General features: G+C 75.4%; 18 protein-coding genes. 4 read left to right on the forward strand and 14 right to left on the reverse strand.

The features are described 5' to 3' along the window. Positions 1-14 precede the first annotated feature (14 nt). From O7619_RS13700 to O7619_RS13720, 5 genes are all read right to left on the reverse strand, one after another. Positions 15-395 carry a hypothetical protein gene (locus tag O7619_RS13700; protein ID WP_282288131.1) on the reverse strand — a complete coding sequence of 127 codons (381 nt, stop codon included), beginning with the start codon at positions 393-395 and terminating at the stop codon, positions 15-17. 132 nt (positions 396-527) lie between these two features. Then, on the reverse strand, positions 528-2,033 hold the full coding sequence (locus O7619_RS13705; protein ID WP_282288132.1) for a hypothetical protein: 1,506 nt from the start codon (positions 2,031-2,033) through the stop codon (positions 528-530). A 119-nt stretch (positions 2,034-2,152) separates the two neighbouring features. Then, positions 2,153-3,115 (reverse strand): sensor histidine kinase, encoded by a 963-nt coding sequence (locus tag O7619_RS13710; RefSeq protein WP_282288133.1) that lies wholly within the window; start codon positions 3,113-3,115, stop codon positions 2,153-2,155. Then, positions 3,112-3,918, reverse strand: coding sequence for an MEDS domain-containing protein (locus tag O7619_RS13715; RefSeq protein ID WP_282288134.1), 807 nt, complete (start codon positions 3,916-3,918; stop codon positions 3,112-3,114). The genes O7619_RS13710 and O7619_RS13715 overlap by 4 nt, the downstream gene beginning before the upstream one ends. A gap of 32 nt (positions 3,919-3,950) precedes the next feature. Then, a complete protein-coding gene (locus O7619_RS13720; RefSeq protein WP_282288136.1) occupies positions 3,951-5,060 on the reverse strand; it encodes a hypothetical protein in 1,110 nt (369 codons plus the stop codon). 245 nt (positions 5,061-5,305) lie between these two features. Between O7619_RS13720 and O7619_RS13725 the strand changes: the two genes are divergently transcribed. Further along, a complete protein-coding gene (locus tag O7619_RS13725) occupies positions 5,306-5,815 on the forward strand; it encodes a DinB family protein (RefSeq protein ID WP_282288138.1) in 510 nt (169 codons plus the stop codon). Here the strand turns inward: O7619_RS13725 and O7619_RS13730 are convergent. Further along, positions 5,799-6,779, reverse strand: a complete 981-nt coding sequence (locus O7619_RS13730) for a glycoside hydrolase family 88 protein (RefSeq protein WP_282288140.1) — start codon at positions 6,777-6,779, stop codon at positions 5,799-5,801. The two genes, O7619_RS13725 and O7619_RS13730, sit on opposite strands and share 17 nt — an antisense overlap. A gap of 121 nt (positions 6,780-6,900) precedes the next feature. On the opposite strand from O7619_RS13730, the gene O7619_RS13735 reads away from it, so the two are divergent. Both O7619_RS13735 and O7619_RS13740 read left to right on the forward strand, forming a co-directional pair. Beyond that, entirely contained in the window at positions 6,901-7,284 is a 384-nt protein-coding gene (locus O7619_RS13735; protein WP_282288141.1) for an SCP2 sterol-binding domain-containing protein, read from the forward strand. Beyond that, complete coding sequence (locus O7619_RS13740; protein ID WP_282288142.1) at positions 7,281-9,362, forward strand: glycogen debranching N-terminal domain-containing protein; 2,082 nt, start codon at positions 7,281-7,283, stop codon at positions 9,360-9,362. The genes O7619_RS13735 and O7619_RS13740 overlap by 4 nt, the downstream gene beginning before the upstream one ends. A 10-nt stretch (positions 9,363-9,372) precedes the next feature. Here the strand turns inward: O7619_RS13740 and O7619_RS13745 are convergent, their stop codons facing one another. The 3 genes from O7619_RS13745 to O7619_RS13755 form a co-directional block, all read right to left on the reverse strand. Next, positions 9,373-10,074, reverse strand: coding sequence for a Pr6Pr family membrane protein (locus O7619_RS13745; RefSeq protein WP_282288143.1), 702 nt, complete (start codon positions 10,072-10,074; stop codon positions 9,373-9,375). A 26-nt stretch (positions 10,075-10,100) separates the two neighbouring features. Beyond that, complete coding sequence (locus O7619_RS13750) at positions 10,101-10,967, reverse strand: hypothetical protein (protein ID WP_282288144.1); 867 nt, start codon at positions 10,965-10,967, stop codon at positions 10,101-10,103. Positions 10,968-11,056: 89 nt separating this feature from the next. Continuing rightward, complete coding sequence (locus O7619_RS13755) at positions 11,057-11,563, reverse strand: DinB family protein (RefSeq protein WP_282288146.1); 507 nt, start codon at positions 11,561-11,563, stop codon at positions 11,057-11,059. A gap of 146 nt (positions 11,564-11,709) precedes the next feature. Here O7619_RS13755 and O7619_RS13760 point away from each other — a divergent pair, with 146 nt between their 5' ends. Continuing rightward, entirely contained in the window at positions 11,710-12,600 is an 891-nt protein-coding gene (locus O7619_RS13760) for a DUF72 domain-containing protein (protein ID WP_282288147.1), read from the forward strand. A 91-nt stretch (positions 12,601-12,691) separates the two neighbouring features. Here O7619_RS13760 and O7619_RS13765 read toward each other — a convergent pair whose 3' ends face one another. The 5 genes from O7619_RS13765 to O7619_RS13785 are packed head-to-tail and all read right to left on the reverse strand — an operon-like array spanning position 12,692 to position 17,339. Beyond that, positions 12,692-13,321, reverse strand: a complete 630-nt coding sequence (locus O7619_RS13765; protein WP_282288149.1) for a hypothetical protein — start codon at positions 13,319-13,321, stop codon at positions 12,692-12,694. Positions 13,322-13,374: 53 nt separating this feature from the next. After that, the gene (locus O7619_RS13770; RefSeq protein WP_282288150.1) at positions 13,375-14,244 is read right to left on the reverse strand and encodes an alpha/beta fold hydrolase; all 870 of its coding nucleotides are present in this window, start codon (positions 14,242-14,244) and stop codon (positions 13,375-13,377) included. Between the two features lie 13 nt (positions 14,245-14,257). Continuing rightward, positions 14,258-15,262 carry a glycosyltransferase family 9 protein gene (locus O7619_RS13775; protein WP_282288152.1) on the reverse strand — a complete coding sequence of 335 codons (1,005 nt, stop codon included), beginning with the start codon at positions 15,260-15,262 and terminating at the stop codon, positions 14,258-14,260. After that, positions 15,259-15,954, reverse strand: a complete 696-nt coding sequence (locus tag O7619_RS13780) for an SDR family oxidoreductase (protein WP_282288154.1) — start codon at positions 15,952-15,954, stop codon at positions 15,259-15,261. The genes O7619_RS13775 and O7619_RS13780 overlap by 4 nt, the downstream gene beginning before the upstream one ends. Further along, on the reverse strand, positions 15,951-17,339 hold the full coding sequence (locus O7619_RS13785; RefSeq protein WP_282288823.1) for a PfkB family carbohydrate kinase: 1,389 nt from the start codon (positions 17,337-17,339) through the stop codon (positions 15,951-15,953). The genes O7619_RS13780 and O7619_RS13785 overlap by 4 nt, the downstream gene beginning before the upstream one ends. Positions 17,340-17,358: the final 19 nt, after the last annotated feature.

A 17,358-nucleotide genomic window follows, 5' to 3' on the forward strand; every position in this document is an offset into this window, starting at 1 on the left:
GTCGGGCGGGCCGGTCAGCAGGCGACGTTGGCGCCGAGGTTGTCGAGCAGCGCGTCGGCGGCCCAGCCGGACACCCCGGTCGTGGTGTCCTTCAGGTAGGTCCAGGTGTAGGTGGTGCGCCCGTTGGCGCTGACCCGGTCGCCGCTGGCGAAGCAGTGGAAGTCGACGCCGTGCGAGAGCTGGCCGTAGCCGAGCGACCCGCAGCTCGTGTGCGGACCGGTGCGGATGTTGACGTTCGTGGCGTTGAAGAGCTGGCCGAACTTGTTGTCCACGTTGGAGTGGGAGTGGCTGCAGCTCGCGCTCGCCGGTGCGCCCGCGCCCACCACCGCGACACCCGCCGCGGCGACGGTCAGGACGACCGCCGCGCCGATCGAGGACGCCTTGCGCATGCTCATCAACCCCCGGGCTAAGGCCGCCATTGATCCACATATTTGCATATGGCAAAGGCAGGTGGCAAGCACGCCGGCTCGGTAAGGAGGGGCCCCTTTTTAACACACGTGTGTTAAAAAGGGGCCCCTCCTTACACCTCAGGCTGGGGTGCGGACGTCCGTCTCCTCGTCGGGCACGGGGCGCGGCGCCGGCGTGCGCACCGCGAACGCGTCGAAGCTCGGCCCGTCCAGCCGTTCGATGAACGGCTCGGCGCTCGGCCGGTCGGCCTCGCCCCGCTCGGACTCCGCCCGCTCGGACTCGGCCCGCTCGTTGTCGGCCCGTTCGGCGTCGGGCCGCCCGGCGTCCGTCCGCCCGGCGTCGGGTGCCGGCTCGGCCACCGCCGGCACGGAAGCGGCCGGGCGCGCGAGCACCTGCGGGTACTCGGCGGTCTCGCCGCCACCCGCAGCCGCCGCCATCACCGCCGCCGCGGCCAGGTCGGCCACCCGCTTGGCCTCCCGCTGCACCCGGGCCCGGGTCTCCTTGGCGTGCTGCTCCGCCAGGTCCGCCGCGCGCCGCGCCTCGTCCAGCCGTCTGGTCTCGGCGGCCAGGTCCCGGCGTACGCCGACCAGCCGCTCCTCCAGCTCCGCGCCGGCCCGCTCGATCGCGGTGATCTCGCCGCGGGTCTCCTCCAACTGCTGGCCGACGGTCTCCATCTCGGTCTTGAGCTGGGCCAACGCCTCCTGCCGCTGCTGGATCTCCCGCTGCACGCCGGTGAGCTGCTCCTGGTGCGCGGCGTTCTCCTCGTCGGCCCGCTCACGCACCTCGGTCGCGTACTGCTGGGCCTCGGCGACAAGCGCGGCGATGTCCCGCTCGGCGGCGGTGGCCCGGTCGGCCAGCTCCTGCTCGGCGGCGGCCCGCCGCTCGTCCAGCTCGCGGGCCATGGTGGCCTGCCACTGGGCCAGCTCCTGCTGCGCCTTGCTCCGGTTGGCCTGCACCTCCTGCTGGATCTGGGTGCGCGCGGCCTTCACCAGCGCCTCGGACGCCGACCGCGCCTGCTCGACCTGCTGGGTGCTCTGCTCAGTGATCCGCTTCGCCTCCTGCTGGGCCCGGTCGTGCACGGCCTGACCCTCGGTGCGCAGCTTCTCCGCCAGCTCCCGCGCGGCGGTCAGCTCCGCCTGCGCGGCGGCCCGCCGCTCCTCGTCCGCGCGCTCCTGTTCGGCCCGGCGGGTGGACAGCTCCTCGTCCAGCTCGCGCCGGTCCCGGGCGGCCTGCTCCTGGGCCGTGGCCAGCACCTTCTCCGCCTGCGCGTGGACGTCCTCGGCGCGCTTGGTGGCCATCTCGGTGATCTGGCCGGCCTGCTTCTCGGCCAGGTCGAGGATCTGGTCGACCATCGGGCCGAGGTCCCGGAAGGACGCCCGGTCGACAGGCGTCGGGCGGTCGCGCAGCTCGACCGCCTCGGCCTGCGCCCGCTGCATCTGCGCGGTCAACTCGCGGACCTGCGCGTACGCCCGGTCCCGGGCGGCGGTCAACGAGCTGACCTCACCGTCCATCTGCTCGACGTACCTGTCGACCTGCCGTTTGTCGTAACCGCGCAGGGCCGGGTCGAACCGTGGCCGCGCGGACACGTCGTCGTGGGGTGCGAACGGTTCCTCACCGTTGGACATGCGCCATCCTCCGTGGGTTCGCCAGCGCCGGGCCGCGGGGCACGATGAGGCGCTACGCTACCGTGTCCGCGCGCGCCGTTGACCCCGCCCCGCCCCGGGACCGCCGGTTGGTCGGTCGGTCAGACCGGGAAGTGGGGATTCCCCGCCGTCAGTCGGATGGTGAAACCGTCGGCGTCGCGGTGCGAGGTCACGTGGTCGCAACTCTGGTGGGTGATCCAGAGCCCCAGGCCGCCCTCGCTGCCGTCGCCCGCCGGCAGCAGACCGGCGTACGGGTCCTTGGGGCCGGGACCCCGATCGTGGACGGTCACCACGATCCGGTCCGCCGCGCACCACACCCGCATGCGCACCGGCGTCGTCCCGTGCCGCAGCGCGTTGCACACCACCTCGCTGACGGCCATCACCAGGTCGTCGACGCCGTCGGGCGGGAGCAGGTGGCGGTCGGCGGAGCGTACCGCTTCCCGGGCGCGCGCCGGCGTCGGATCGGTGAGGTCGACCGCGGGCGTGGTGTGCTGGAGCGGGTCGAGCGGGGCCGGGCGGTGCTCGGCCAGGTAGCTGACCGGTTCGGTGTAGACGCCTGTCGGCTCGTGGGCGTCGTCCGGCCCGGCGATCCGGGGATGGGTGCGCGCCACGTCGGCCAGCACGTGCGGCGGCGCGACCCGCCGGTCGTACGCGCACATGCTCCAGAGCGGGAACTCGTCGTAGGCGTGGTTTATCGCCGACTCGTAGCGGGCCCACCAGTCCCAGGTCGCGCCGAACATCACCGGCGGCAGTTCGCCGACGATCCGGATCTGCGTCGCGCCCGCCGCCACGTGCCCGGCGAGCAGTTCCCGGTAGGCGCGGATCGCCGCGGTGGGCCGGGCGTAGACGTCCCCGCCGGGCAGGAACGTGACCCCGGCGCCGGCCGGCAACGCCCGGCGCACCAGGTCGGCGTTGCGGGCGCCGAGGCCCACCACGGTGGGCTCACCGGCCTCGACGCCGCCGGTCAGGAACGGCAGCACCACAGCCAGCAGGTGCTCGTCGGAGTCGTAGAGGATCGCCTCGTGGAAGTAGCCCACGTGCCCGGCCGCCGCACCGGTCCTCATCGGAGCACCTCCACCCGTATCTCGGTCAGGCCCAGCAGCCCGACCAGCCGGGCCACGGCCGGGCGGCGGGTGCGCAGCACCACGGCGGCGTGGTGCCGGCGGGCATGGTCGCGCAGGCGCAGAAGCGCGCGGTGGTCGACGAAGCGCAGGTCGGTCGCGTCGACGACGAGCCGCCCGGCGACCGGTCGCGGGTCGGCCCGGTCCAGCGCGGCGGTGAAGAGCGCGTGGTGGGTCGAGTCCAGCTCGCCCCCGAGCGCCACCACCGCGTCACCGTCGCCGGCGTGCAGCCGGAACGGCACGTCGGCGTTGCCCTCCGGGTGCAGGCAGGCCAGCTCGGCGACCGCCGCGTCGCCGAGCGCCCGGCGGTCGTAGGCGCACACCGCCGACATCGGCCGGTGCCGCATCCAGCGGTCGATGTGGTGCTCGTAGCGGGCGAACGCGTCGCGCCGGGCGGCGTCGCGGACCAGGTCGGTCGCGTCGGCCACCACCCGCAGGCCGGTGTGGCCGGCGGCCAGCGCCTCGGCGGTGGCCCGCGCGTACGCCCGGACCTGTCGCCGAGGGTCGACGGCCCGGTCGTGCCGGTATGCCTCGCCGGTCGTGAACAGTCGCACCGTGCCGCGACCCAACGCGGCGTCGAAGCCGGGGACGGCGCCCAGCCGCCGGGTCACGGCGCCGAGCTCCTCCGGGCCCACCACCCAGACCCGCTCGCCGGCCGCGAGACCGACGGTGACCTGTTCGACCGTGCGGGCGCGCCACGTGGCCGGGTCGTCGTAGGCGAGGCAGGCGTGGCCCGCCGCAGCCACGCTCGTCACCTGCTCCGCCCCATCGGGTCATTCTAAGCCCAGCCGAGCTGGAGATCGCGCCAGGCGGTCGACTCCAACGGCGGGTCGCCCAACGGCACGCCCGTCGAGTTGTTCCAGTACGCGATCGCGTCCACGTCGTGCTGTTGCCGCAGCCAGGTGACGTGATCCCGGAGCGCCTGGGCCCGGCCCGCGCCCGTGGTGTCGGCGGTGGTCCGGCTCAACCCGTACTCGGGCACCAGCAGCCGGACGCCGGGGACGGCGGCGCGCACCTTGCCGAAGGCCACCCCGAACATCCGGGAGGCGGGCCAGTACGCGGCCGTGTCCTGCGAGTAGCAGTCGACCCCGTAGTGCGTCATGCCCGGGTAGACCCAGTCGGTCGGGTTGCCGCGCCCCTCGTCCAGCCAGTAACGGGTGACGATCGGGCCGTGCCCCAGCACCCAACGCCGCTGGGGGTGCGCGGCCACGATCTGGCTCACCCGAGCGGCGGTGGCCCGGTAGGTCGCCGGCGTCACGTCGCCCATCGGCTCGTGGTACCAGGTCAGGTAGATCGGCCGACGCACCTCGTCGAGCCAGCCCGCCAGTTGCTCGACGTCGTCCTTCCAGGAGACGTGCATGACGGCCGACGGCGCGTCGGCGAACTTCCCGGCGTTCAGCGGGGGCAGCTCCGGCAGCGCGTCCGGGTCCGGGCCGTCGGTGCCGTAGTCACGCATGTAGCGGATGCCCGGATAGTCGGCGACGATCCGCCGGGTCCGCGCCCCCTTCTCGGCGGACATGCCGACCAGCAGTGGCACCGTCAGGGTGGCGCTGCCGGTGCCGGCGCGCCCCGCGCCGTCCCGGGCGGTCGCGGTGAGCGTCACCGTGCCCGGGCCGGCCAGCACGCCGACCGTGAAGCGGGTCGGGTCGGCGTCGGCGGGCGTGACGGTCACACCCGGTGACGCGCTGCCGAGTTGCACGGTCAGCGGCACGCTCAGGTCCAGCCGGACCGGGCAGTCCCAGGCGGCCCCGGTGGGGTCGCTGACCCGGCCGGGGAGGGTCAGCAGTCGCGAGTCGGGATGGTAGGCGTCGACCCGTACGGTGGTCGACTGCCCGGGTGTCAGGACGGTCTGCTCGGCGGTGACGGAACGGATCACGGGTGCGGCCATGACGATCTCCTTCGGCGTGCGCCTACGCGCTCCAGCCGCACGTCTTCGGGTGACCAGATAGGCTCTGAGCTGCTCCTTTACTAGCTTGCGCCGATTCGGTGCGGACCGCCACAGGCGGTCGCAGATGGTGCGAAACCTGCGGCAGGGGCACGGCCCTTCGGTCACTCTCGGCGGCGAGGTTTGCCGGACGCGCTCGGCGGTACTGCACCCGGGACGGCAACGAGACGGTGGGGGAGTGAGGCACGGTGGACGTGAGCGACCTGCTGACCGAGGCGTACGGGCGGCTGCCGGACCTGGTCGCCGGCGCGCTCGACGGGCTCGACCCGGAGCAGCTTCGGCAGGCCCCGGCCGACGGGGCGAACCCGGTCGGCTGGTTGATCTGGCACCTGACCCGGATCCAGGACCATCACGTGGCGGACCTGCTCGGCGAGAAGCAACTCTGGGCCACCGGCGACTGGGCGGGGCGGTGCGGCCTGCGCCCCGACCCCGACGACACCGGCTACGGTCACGGCCCCGGGCAGATCGCCGCGGTGCGGCCGGAGGACGGCGGCGTGCTGCTCGACTACCACCGGGCGGTGGTGGAGCGGAGCCTGGCATACCTGCGCGGGCTCGGTCCGGGCGATCTGGACCGGGTGGTGGACGAGAGCTGGGACCCGCCGGTCACGCTCGGCGTACGACTGGTGAGCGTGCTCGACGACGACCTTCAGCACGTCGGGCAGGCGGCGTACGTGCGCGGGCTCATCCGCCGGGGTTGACCGCCGCCCGGGCGCGGCCCAGCGCGGCCCGCCCGAGCAGGTGACAGGACTGCGCCTCGGGCGAGGTGCCCGGCCCGGCGAACTCCGGCGCCCCGCTGACGCCGGTCACCCGGCCGTGCCGGTCCACCCGTCGACCGGCGGCGGCGAGCAATTCCGCCCCGGTGTCGAGCCACGACGACGGCAGCCAGCCGTCGGCCACCCCGGTCAGCGCCGCGTACCCGAGCAGTTGGGCGGTGTTGGCCTCGCGGAACGTGCCGGGGTCGTCGAGCACGTCGGGGAAGAGGCCGTCGTCGGTGCGGTGTCTCAGGCAGGCCGTCAACACCTCCTCCACGTGCCCGGCCAGCTCGGCGCGCGTCCCCGCCGGCCACCGCGGCGCGAGCCGCAACGCCCGGGCGATCCCGGCGACCACCCAGCCGTTGCCGGTGCCCCACGGTCCCGGCCGGTCCAGCTCGCCCCGGTCGTCGTCCCAGCGGGCCGCGTACAGGCCGGTGCGCGTGTCGTGCAACCGGAGCCGGTGGCCCGCCACCTGCGCGGCGGCCTGCTCCGTCCGGCCGGTCAGCGCGAGCAGCGGCACCACCATGTAGACCGTGTCGGCCCACACCTGACGCCCGCCGAGCAGGTGGAACAGGGTGCCGTCGGCGGCCCGGGGCACCCGGCGCGTCAACCAGTCGAGCTGCGCGGCCAGAGCGGCGGCGTACCTCGGCTCCCCGGTGGTGACCGCCGCGTGCCGGACCACCTCGCCGCACGCGGCGCCGTTCACCGCGCCCACCGAGCCGGCCAGCTCACCGAGACGGCCGTCCGGCCGCTGCCGGGTCACCGCGGCGTCGGCGACGAGCGTCGCCATCTCGGGCAGGCCCAGGTCCAGGAGCGCCTGCCCGAGGAGCCCCTGCTCCCACGACTCCCGCTGCATGGTCAGCAGCGCCAGCAGCACCCGGTCGGTGGCGGCGTCCCCGGTCATCGACATGGCCCTGCCGGTACCCGCTGCGCCGGCCCGTCTCACCCGGAACGGGTGAGTTGGACCGACCCGCGCGGTGGGAACCCAGCGCCTCGGGCGGAGTCCGCCGCCACGGATGAGGGAGGGACCGATGAGCGCCTCCGCCGCGGAGCACCTGGCCCGGGGAGCGGCCGGCCATCACCCCGGGCTGCCCGAGACCACCTCCGGCACGATCCGCCTGGACCTGGGAGAGAGCGGCCGGACCGAGCACTGGTATCTGACCATCGACCGCCAGGAGGTCGAGGTGTCCCGCTCGGCCGAGGCGGCGGACCTGGTGATCCGGGCCGACCGCGAGGTGTTCGACCGGATCGCCACGGGCCGTCTGCACCTGGCCGCGGCGATCCTGCGCAACGACATCAGCGGGCAGGGCAACCTGCGACTGTTGACGATGTTGCGCCGCATCTTCCCCGGCCCGCCGGGCGCCCGGCATCCCCGGGACGTCGTCGCCTCCCCGCACCGGCTGGCGGCGCGATGAAGCAGGAACTCGTCTCCGTCCTCGCCGGCAACGCCTTTGCCATGGGCGACGCGCAGGGCGACATGGAGTCCGAGCCGTGCGCCCCGATCGGTCTGTTCTCCTTCGACACCCGGTTCCTGTCCCGCTGGATCCTCACGATCGACGGCGAGCGGTTGCACGCGCTGTCCCGGGACGACCTGAGCTACTTCGAGACCCGCTTCGTGCTGGTGCCCGGCGCCGCCAGCCACTATGTGGACGCCGACGTCTCGGTGATCCGGTACCGCTCCCTCGGCGAGTCGTTCCACGAGGAGATCACGGTGCTGAACCACTCCGCCGAACCGGCCGAGTTCACGGTGCGGATGGAGATCGGCAGCGACTTCGCCGACACCGCCGAGATCCATCAGCCCGGCCCGCGCCGTCCGGCCACCACCGCCGACCCGGAGCGCCGCGAGCTGCGGATCCGCTACCAGCGCGAACGGTTCACCCGGGAGACGGTGGTCTCCAGCACCGCCCCGGTCGAGGTCGACTCCCGAGGGATGACCTTCCGGCTCCGGATCGAGCCGAACGGCTTCTGGCGCACCGACCTGCACGTGGACATGGTCATCCAGGGCGCCGGCGAACACGACCTGCGGACCGACATCGAGGCCCACCGCCAACAGGTCCGGCAGAGCATGGCCGACGACCTGGCCCGGTGGTTCGACCAGGCGCCGCAGTTGGTCGCCGACCGCGCGCCCCTGGCCGCCGCCTACCGGCAGGCCCTGGCCGACCTGGCCGCGCTGCGCTACACCCCGCTCGCGTTCGCCGAGCGGGTGCCGGTCGGCGGGCTGCCCTGGGCGATGACCCTGTACGGCCGGGACGCGCTGGTCACCTGCCTGGAGACGCTGCCGTTCACGCCCGAGCTGACGCCGCCGACGCTGCGGATGCTCGCGTTCACGCAGGGCAGCCAGCTCGACGACTACCACGACGAGGAACCCGGCAAGATCCTCGGCGAACTGCGGTACGGCGAGCGGGCCGCGTTCGACGAGGAGCCCACCGCGCTCTACTACGGCGCGGCGGACACCACCCCGCTCTTCGTCGTCCTGCTCGACGAGTACGAACGCTGGACCGGCGACGCCGACCTGGTCCGGCAACTGCGCCACCCGGCCCGGATGGCGCTGGACTGGCTGACCGAGTACGGCGACCCGTACGGCGACGGCTACCTGCGCTACCAACCGCGCAACACGACGAACGGGGTGGCCAACCAGACCTGGCGCAACTCGCCGGAGGCGATCGTCGATCGGCACGGCGTCGTGCCGCCGTTCCCGCGGGCCACCTGCGAACTACAGGGGTACGCGTACGACGCGCGGATCCGGGGCGCCCGGCTGGCCCGGGAGATCTGGAACGACCCGGAGTACGCGCAGCGGCTGGAGGCCGACGCGGCGCGGCTGCGGGAGCGGTTCGACCGGGACTTCTGGCTGCCGAACCGGGGCTACTACGCGCTGGCCATCACCCCGGACGGGGAGCCCGTCGACGCGCTCACCTCCGCGCTCGGACACCTCCTCTGGAGCGGCATCGTCACACCCGAGCGGGCCGACTCGCTCGCCGCCCACCTGTGCGGGCCGGACCTCTTCTCCGGCTGGGGAGTGCGCACCTACGCGGAGGGGCAACGGCCGTACAACCCGGTCGGCGCGCACCTCGGCGCGGTGTGGCCCTCGGACAACGCGCTCGTCGCGGCCGGTCTGCGCCGATACGGCTACGACGCGGAGGCCGCCGAGGTCGCCGCCGGTGTGCTCGCCGCGGCGGAGACGCTCGGCGGGTCGGTGCCGGAGGTGATCGCCGGCTACCCGCGCCGGCTCACCAGGTACCCGGTCCAGCTTCCGACGGCGGGTCGACCGCAGTCGTGGGCCTCCGGCGGCCTGCTGATGCTGCTCGCGACCATGCTGGGCCTGCGCCCGTGCGGGGACAACCTGCTGGTGGACCCGGCGATCCCCGCCGGCTACGGAAAGATCGAGCTGCTCGACGTCCCGGGCCGGTGGGGCCGGGCCGACTCGTACGGCCGGGAGCGCGGCAGTCGTCGACGGCTGCGCACCGGCGGGGGAGCGGACCGGCACGCCGCCTGACCGCGCCCGCTCAGCCGGAGCCGGTGCCGCTTGGCTCCCGGGTCGCCGGTCCGGTCGCCCCGGGAGCCGGCGGCGGGGCGGCCCGGGACGTCCGGGCGAGCAGCCGGTCGACACCCACGAAGAGCAGGCCCAACAGCCAGAACACGGCGGCGAACCCGAGCGCGCTGAGCCCGACGCCGTCGTAACCGAGCTGCCCGGCGTCCAGGAACGGGTACGGGTAGCGGTGCACGACGAGCCCGCGTACCAGCGCGAACCCGAGGTAGGCCAGTGGGAAGGCCAGCCACCAGGCGGCGTACCGGGGGCGCAGCCGGCCGCGCCGGTCGAACAGCGCCCAGTCGGCCACGGCGAGCAGCGGCACCACCGTGTGCAGGAGTTGGTTGCCCCACCACTCGCCCGGCTCCCGGTGCGGCTGGACCATGGCGAACGGGCTCGCCGGGTTGGCCAGCACCAGGTGGTAGACCGTGCCGGTGATGGTGATGTAGAGCGTCACCGCACCCTTGAGGGCGCTCGGCGGCTCCGGCCGGTCGCGCGCCGCGCACCAGGCGGCGTAGCCGGCGAGGACGCCGACGGCCACGTTGCTCTGGATCGTGAAGTATGGCAGCAGCCCGGTCACGGTGGCCGGGCCGAGCGCGGTGAGCACGATGCCGGCCAGCACGGCGAGCACCACGGCCAGGCGGAGGAGGATCGCCGGTCGGCGACGCCGGGGGGTCACCGGGGCAAGTTACCAGCCGGTTCGGATCAGGGCGCGGCCGGTCGTTCGAGTGTGGGATTCGGGCTGTCGGGAGGTCCGGCGGCGTCGGACCGGGTGCCGGCCGACGATCGAGCGGCGCTGGGCACGGGACCGGCGGCACCGGTGCCGGCGTCGGTCGGTGGGCCGGCGGCGTCCGGGGTGGGTGCGCCCCCGGTCGGTGGTTCGGCGGGCCGGCTGGTCCGATGGCCGGTCCGACCGGCGCCCGACGGCGGGCCGGCCGGCGCCGGCGGACCGGCGCCGGCGAGCAGGCCGGCGCAGTAGCCGGGCACCCGGTCCCGGCCGCCGGCGGCAGCGACCAGTCCGGCGAAGGCCGGAGCGTCCAGGGCCCGGCCCCGCTCGCCCTCGGCGACGGCCCGGTACGCCACGCAGAGCCCGGCCGGTGCGGACGGGTCGGCCGCCGTGGCGGTGGGGCCGGTGCCGGCCGGGTGGCTCGGGTGCGCCGTGCGCGTGGTGGCGGCGGTGGGCATGGGGACGGTCGTGGGGGTGGTGCCCGTGGTGGGCGCGGCGCTGGTGCCGGGCGTCGCCGGTGGCGCGTCGACCCCGATGCCCCCGGGCAGGTTTCCGGTCACGGCGGCCAGCGCGACGCCACCGGTGAGCGTCGCGGCCAGGGTGGCGACGGCGAGTTTCGCGCCGAGCAGCCCGGCGGTGAACCGTCCGACGATCGGGGTCGTCGCCCGCGCCGCCCGGTACGCCGCGACCGCCGCCGCCTCACCGTCGAGTTCCCCGGAGCCGGGTACGGTCCGGACGGTGTCGAGGAGCCGCACGAGGGCGCGGGGCGCAGCGGACTCGGGGCCGCCGGACGTGCCGGCGAGCAGTCGCTCGACGGTTTCCTGGTCCAGGCGGGCTGCGTCCATCTCGTGACCCTCAGCGCCGCCACCTGCCGCGGCGTCACACGCCGGCGCCACCGAACCGGGTGAGCCCGGTCACGCCCTCGCCCCGACCGTCAGCCCATGGTCTTCGCGCCGTCGATCGACTCGCGGAGGATGTCGGCGTGGCCGGCGTGCTGGGAGATCTCAGCGATCAGGTGCAACAGCACCCGGCGGACCGTCCAGACGGCGCCCGGCGGGAACCACGGGTCGTCGGGCAGCGGGTGTGAGACGTCCAGGTCGAGCGTGGCGACCAACTCGTCCGTCGCGGCGGCCACCCGGTCGAACTCGGCGAGCAGCCCGGTCAGGGTCTCGCCCTCGACCATCCGGAACTGGCCGGCCCAGTCGACCGGCTCGCTGCGCATCGCCTCGGTGCCGCCGACCGCGAAGCGCATCCAACCGCGCTCGGTGGTGGCCACGTGCTTGACGAGCCCACCCAGGCACAGCTCGCTGGCCGTGCTGCGGCGCGCCGCCCGCTCGTCGTCGAGCCCCGCCACGGTCTGACGGAGGAAGCCGCGGTGCCGGCGCAGGGCGGCGAGCAGGTCGGCCCGCTCGCCGCTGAGAGTCTGGTCGGTGACGTCCATGCGCTCGTCCTTTCGATCGACAGCCACGGGCCACGGTACGACTCCGCCCCGACACTTCCGGCGCCCCACGCCCGAGCGCCGGAACCGCGAAGACGCATCGACGCCTCCGGTTGCCGGTTCGTCCGGTTCGGGGTGAACTGAATGACATGGGTGTCATCAAGGTGGGCACGTCCTCGTGGGCCGACCAGATGCTGGTCCGCTCCGGCTGGTATCCACGCGGGACCAACACCCCGGCCGGCCGGCTGGGCTGGTATGCCGAGCACTTCGGACTGGTCGAGGTGGACACCTCGTACTATGCCGTGCCGGCGCCGGAGACCACCGCGGTCTGGGCGGACGCGACCCCGTCGGGCTTCACCTTCGACGTCAAGGCGTTCCGGCTCTTCACCGGCCACCACACCCCGGTCGAGGCGCTGCCGAAGGACCTGCGACCGGCGGGGGGCCCGAGCCGGATCCGCTGGCGGGACCTGTCCGCCGGGGCGTACGACGAGTTGTGGGACCGGTTCCACGCGGCGCTGGCGCCGCTCGCGGCGGCCGACCGGCTCGGCGCGGTGTTGTTGCAGTTCCCGCCCTGGCTGGCCCGCGGCGACGCGGCCCGGCGCCGGATCCTGGACGCCGCGCGGCGGTGCCGGCCCGTCCCGGTCACCGTCGAGCTGCGACACTCCTCCTGGTTCGCCGAGGACGCCGTGGTCGACACCGTGACGTTCCTGCGCGAGAACGGGCTCGGCTACGGCTGTGTGGACATGCCGCAGGGGCACGCCTCCTCGGTGCCGCCGATCCTGGTCGCCACCACCGACCTCGCGGTGGTCCGGTTCCACGGGCACAGCGACGCCTGGGAGAGCGGCGACAAGCAGGAGCGGTTCCGCTACGCCTACGGCGAGCGGGAGCTGCGGCACTGGTCCGTGCTGCTGCGCGAGCTGGCCGGCACGTGCGCCGAGCTGCACGTGCTGATGAACAACTGCTGCGGCGACCAGGCCCAGCGGGACGCCGCCCGCCTCGCCGCGCTTCTCGGTGCGGTTCCCGCCACCGCACGCGCCTGAGGGTGCCCTGCCGGGGACGGCGCCGGCCCCCGGGCACGGGCACCGCGTGGCCGGCGCCCCACCCCGATGTGGGCCGCCGGCCACGCGGTGGTCAGCGGGCGGCTCCGGCCAGGTGACGCTTGGCCGCGCCCATCGCGGCCACCTTGCCGACCGTCTTCGGCGCGGACATCAGCCCGCCGGCGCGATCGAGCATGCCGCGGAACACCTGGGTCGGCTTCTGCTGTTCGCTCATGTACGCCGTCACCACGACCAGCGCGCCGGTCAGCGCCGGGATCGCCCACTGGAGCATCTTCATCTGCCGCTGGCTGGCGGCGACGTTCGCCGGGGTGTGGTGGTTCGGCTGGGTGATCCCGTCGACGGGTGGCCCGCCCGCCCGTTCCAGGCGCATGCCGACGAGCTTGCTGTACCCGGTCACCGCCAGCGCGCCGACGGTGAGCGCGGTCTTCACCGCGCTCGCCTTGCCCACGCCGGACTGCCGGGCCATCCGTGGGGTCTCGGTGACCAGCTCGCCGACCGCGCCGGCCAGGTGCGCGCCGATCGCCGCCGCGTTCACCGGGGTCCACCGCGACCAGCCGGCCGAGGCCACCGGCAGCCGCTGGGTCGTGTCGTCGATTCGTGCCGCTGCGCCGTTGACGCCGAGCGCTCCCATCAGGGAGCCGCCGAACCAGGCCGCCAGGCCCAGGTCGTGCATCGAGCGCAACGTGGTGTGCCGTTCGGACATCTGATCCCCCTCCGCCGTGTTCGGGCGGTGCGGCATACCCGTCCTGGTCCCGCTCACGCCCCCGGGACGCGGGTCGGCAGCGCGGCGGCGAACGCGGCCACCCGGGCGGCGAGCGGCGTCGCCGCCCGGACCCAGGTGAAGTGGTCGAGCGCGGCGCCCGCCTCGGCGACGGTGTAGCGGTGCCGGGTGACCGGCGCGCCGGCCAGCTTGTCGCAGAGGTGGTCGAGCGTGTCGTGCGGCGTGTACTGGTCGTCGTCGACGCTCACCGCGAGCACCGGTGTCCGGATCCGCCGCACGGCGGCCTCCGCGTCGACCCCGTCGAGCGCCGGGAAGCGCCCGGTGCGGGCGGTGTGCGCCCAGTCGCGGATCACGCCGCGCGCCTGCCGGCCGCCGAAGCCCCAGCCGGGCCAGACGCCGAGCAGCCGGGCCACCGCCGCGATGCCCTGGGTGTACGGCAGCACACCCCAGCCGCGCCGCCCGGGAAACCGCCGCCACCATGGCAGGCCCACCGCCACCAGCGCCAGCCCGTCCACCCGGCCGGCGTCGTGCAGGGCCTGGTGCAACACCGCGACCTGCCCGCCGAGGGAGTGCCCGAGCAGCACCCGGACCCGGCCGTCCAGCCGGGGCTTGAGCGCGTCGAGCACCGCGCCGACGTCGCCGGCCAGCTCGGCGTAGCCGTACCGGCAGGTGCGGGCCGGGGCGGGGGTGCTCTCCCCGGTGCCGCGCAGATCCGCCACGATCACCGCGAGCCCGGCCTCGCGCAGCGCGGCGGCGAACGGCCGGTAGTAGCGGGCCCGGACGCCCATGGCCGGCCAGATCACCACCACCGGCGCGCCGGGCGGACCGGCCGGCTCCGGATAGACCTGCACCCCGATCCGGGCGCCGTCGACGTCCACGTGCTCCTGCGCGTACTCGACACTCACCGGCCCAGCGTAGCTACCGGCGGGTAGCAAGGGGTGGTCGGGCCCGCTGCGTCGGCATCGCCCGCGTGGCCGACTCCACCCGGTCCACCGCGGCCAGCACCGCCGGCACGTCCAGCGCGTCCAGCGCCGGGTGCACCGCGTCATCGGTCGCCGCGTCACCGTCCGGCCGCGCCGGGCCGCTGTCCGTCGGCACCGGGCCGGTCCAGAGCGCCTCGTGCCACGGCCGGTCCGGCGGCGGCCCCCACCAGGCCGGCGGGACCGGCCCGAACAGCAGCACCGACGGGGTCGCGTAGGCGGTGGCCAGGTGCCCGACGCCGGTGTCGCCGCAGAGCACCAGCCGGGCGTGCGCCACCAGCGCGGCCAGCTCACCCACGTCGGTCGCGCCGGCCAGCACCGCGTCCGCCGGCAACCCGGCCGCCGTGGCCACCGCCGATGCGAGACCCCGCTCGGCCGCGCTGCCGGTCACCACCACCCGGTGACCCCGCGCCGCCAACTCCCGGGCCACCCGCGCGAAACGGCTCACCGGCCAGCGCCGCGCCGGCGCCTTCGCCCCCGGGTGCACGATGGTCACGCCGACCGGCAACGCGCCCGGGTCGGGACGGCGCAGCGCCAGGTCGGCCCGATCCGCCGCGATGCCGTACCAGGCCAGCATCCGGCACCAGCGGTCCACCTCGTGCTCCTCGGCCCGCCACGGCGGCCCGTCCGGCGCCCCGGCGGCGGCGTTCGCGAACGCCAGCAGCCGGCCCGGCCGCGACGCGGCCAGCATCCGGTGCGACTGCGGACCCCGGCCGTGCAGGTTCACCGCCAGCTCCGGCGGCGGGCCGGACCACCGGAGGCGGCCCAGCCCGTCCGCGTGGACCTGCCGGTCCACTCCGCCGACCAGGCCGACAAGCGGCGACAGCCAGCGCGGCGCGACAAGCGCCAATTCCCGACCGGGGTACGCGGCGCGCAGCGCGCGCACCGCCGGCACCCCGGTCGCGAGGTCACCGACGCCGAGCGCCCTCAGCACGAGGATCACGGGTACGAGGACTCCTGCTCGGCGCAGACCACCAGCTCCCGTACCGCGCAGCCGGGCGGCTGGGCGAGCGCGAACATGACCGCCGCGGCGGTGTCGGCCGGATCGTTGAGGATCGCGTCCGGCCCCGGCTTGTACTTCTCGTCACGCTGGTCGAAGAACGCGGTCCGCATGCCGCCCGGGACCAGCAGCGTCACGCCGACCCGGCCGGCCAGTTCCGCCGCGAGCGCCCGGGTGAAGCCGACCACCCCGAACTTCGCCGCGCAGTATGCGGTCGCGTCGCTGACCGCCTTCACGCCCAGCGTCGACGCCACGGTCACCACCGTGCCGTGCGCCCGCTCCAGCTCCGGCAGCGCGGCCCGGACCACCGCGGCGGTGCCGAGCAGGTTGATCGCCACGATCCGCTCCCAGGTGGCGCCGTCGACGTCGGCCAGCCGGCCGGGCACGTCCATGCCGGCGGCGGTGACCACGCCGGCCAGGCCGCCGGCCTGCTCGGCGAGCTGCCGGGTGGCCGCCTCGGCGGCCCGGCCGTCGGCCAGGTCGCACTCCAGCCAGGGCACCCCGTCGGCGGGGGCGCGTTGATCCAGCACGTACGGCCGGCCGCCGGCCTCGGCCACCGCGGCCACCACCGCCGCGCCGAGCCCGCTCGACCCCCCGGTGACGAGCACGGCCTGGTTACTCAGATCCCTGGTCATACGACTCCCTCGACGAGGTGCAGGCCACGCTGGCGCGCGGCCGAGATGGTGCCGGTGGTGGACCGGCCGGCCAGATAGGGGACGGTGACCACCCGACCGCCCCAGCGGTGGACCAGCTCCGCCTCGGGCAGCTCCACGTCGCCGTAGTCGCCGCCCTTGACCCACACGTCTGGGCGCAACCGGGCCAGCACCTGGTGCGGGGTGGGCTCGTCGAAGACCACCACCGCGTCGACACAGTCCAGCGCCGCCAGCAGGCGGGCCCGGTCGTCGGCCGGGTTGACCGGGCGGTCCGGCCCCTTGAGCCCGCGTACGCTGCGGTCGGAGTTGAGGCAGACGATCAGGCAGTCGCCGAGGCGACGGGCCGCCTGGAGGGTGGCCAGGTGCCCGGCGTGCAGGATGTCGAAACAGCCGCCGGTGGCGACCACGGTGCCGCCGCCCGCGCGTACCGCGGCGGCCAGTTCCTCGGCGGTGCGCACGGTGTCCGGTGCGGTGGCCTGTTCCGGCGGCCGGTGCAGCCCGGCCGCGCCGCCGGCCGCCACGTACGCCGACGCCGCCTCGACCGCGGCCCGGACCGCCTCCGCGACCGGCGCGCCGTCGCCGAGCGCCAGCGCGGCGGTGGCGGCGAACCGGTCGCCGGCCCCGCAGGTGTCCTCGACGCGGTCCGGTACGGACGACGGCGGCAGCACCACAGGCGTGCCGCCGGCCTGGCAGAGCACCGCGCCGCCGGGGCCCATGGTCACCGCGACCGCGCCCGCCCGCCATCGGCGGCGCAGCTCGTGGGCGGCGCGGGTGGCCGCGGCGAGCGTCGGGCCGCCGCCCGCGTCGCCGGTGAGCCGGCGCAGCTCGTCGAGGTTGGGGGTGGTCAGCCGGGTGCCGGGCACCGCGGCCGGACCGCGCGGGTGCGGATCCCAGACCACCGGGGCGGACGCGTCGGCCAGCGCGGCGCGCAGCGTCGGTTGGCGGAGCAGCCCCCGACCGTAGTCGCTGACCAGGATCGCCCGGGCCCGGCCGAGCAGCTCCCGCACCGCCTCCGGCGGCTCGCCCGGGAGTTGCGGCTCCCCGCCCCGGTCCAGTCGGAGCAGCGTCTGCCCGCCGGCCCGGAGCCGGATCTTCTCGGCGGTGGCGCCGGGCAGGCGCACCGGGTAGACCTCGACGCCCACGGCGGTCAGCAACTCGGCCAAGCGAGCCCCGCCGGCGTCGTCGGCGAGCGCGGTGACCAGCGCGACGTCATCGTCGTGTGCCGCCGCGAGCAGGGCCGCCAGGCCGGCGCCGCCGGGCCGGTCGGTCGCGGTGGTTTCGTCGAGCACCGGCACCGGGGCGTCCGGGCAGAGCCGGCTGACCGTGCCGGTCACGTCGCGGTCCAGCAGCGCGTCGCCGACCACCACCAGCGGGCCGCTCACGGCT

It is taken from the genome of Micromonospora sp. WMMD998, assembly GCF_029581235.1.
Classification (GTDB): domain Bacteria; phylum Actinomycetota; class Actinomycetes; order Mycobacteriales; family Micromonosporaceae; genus Micromonospora.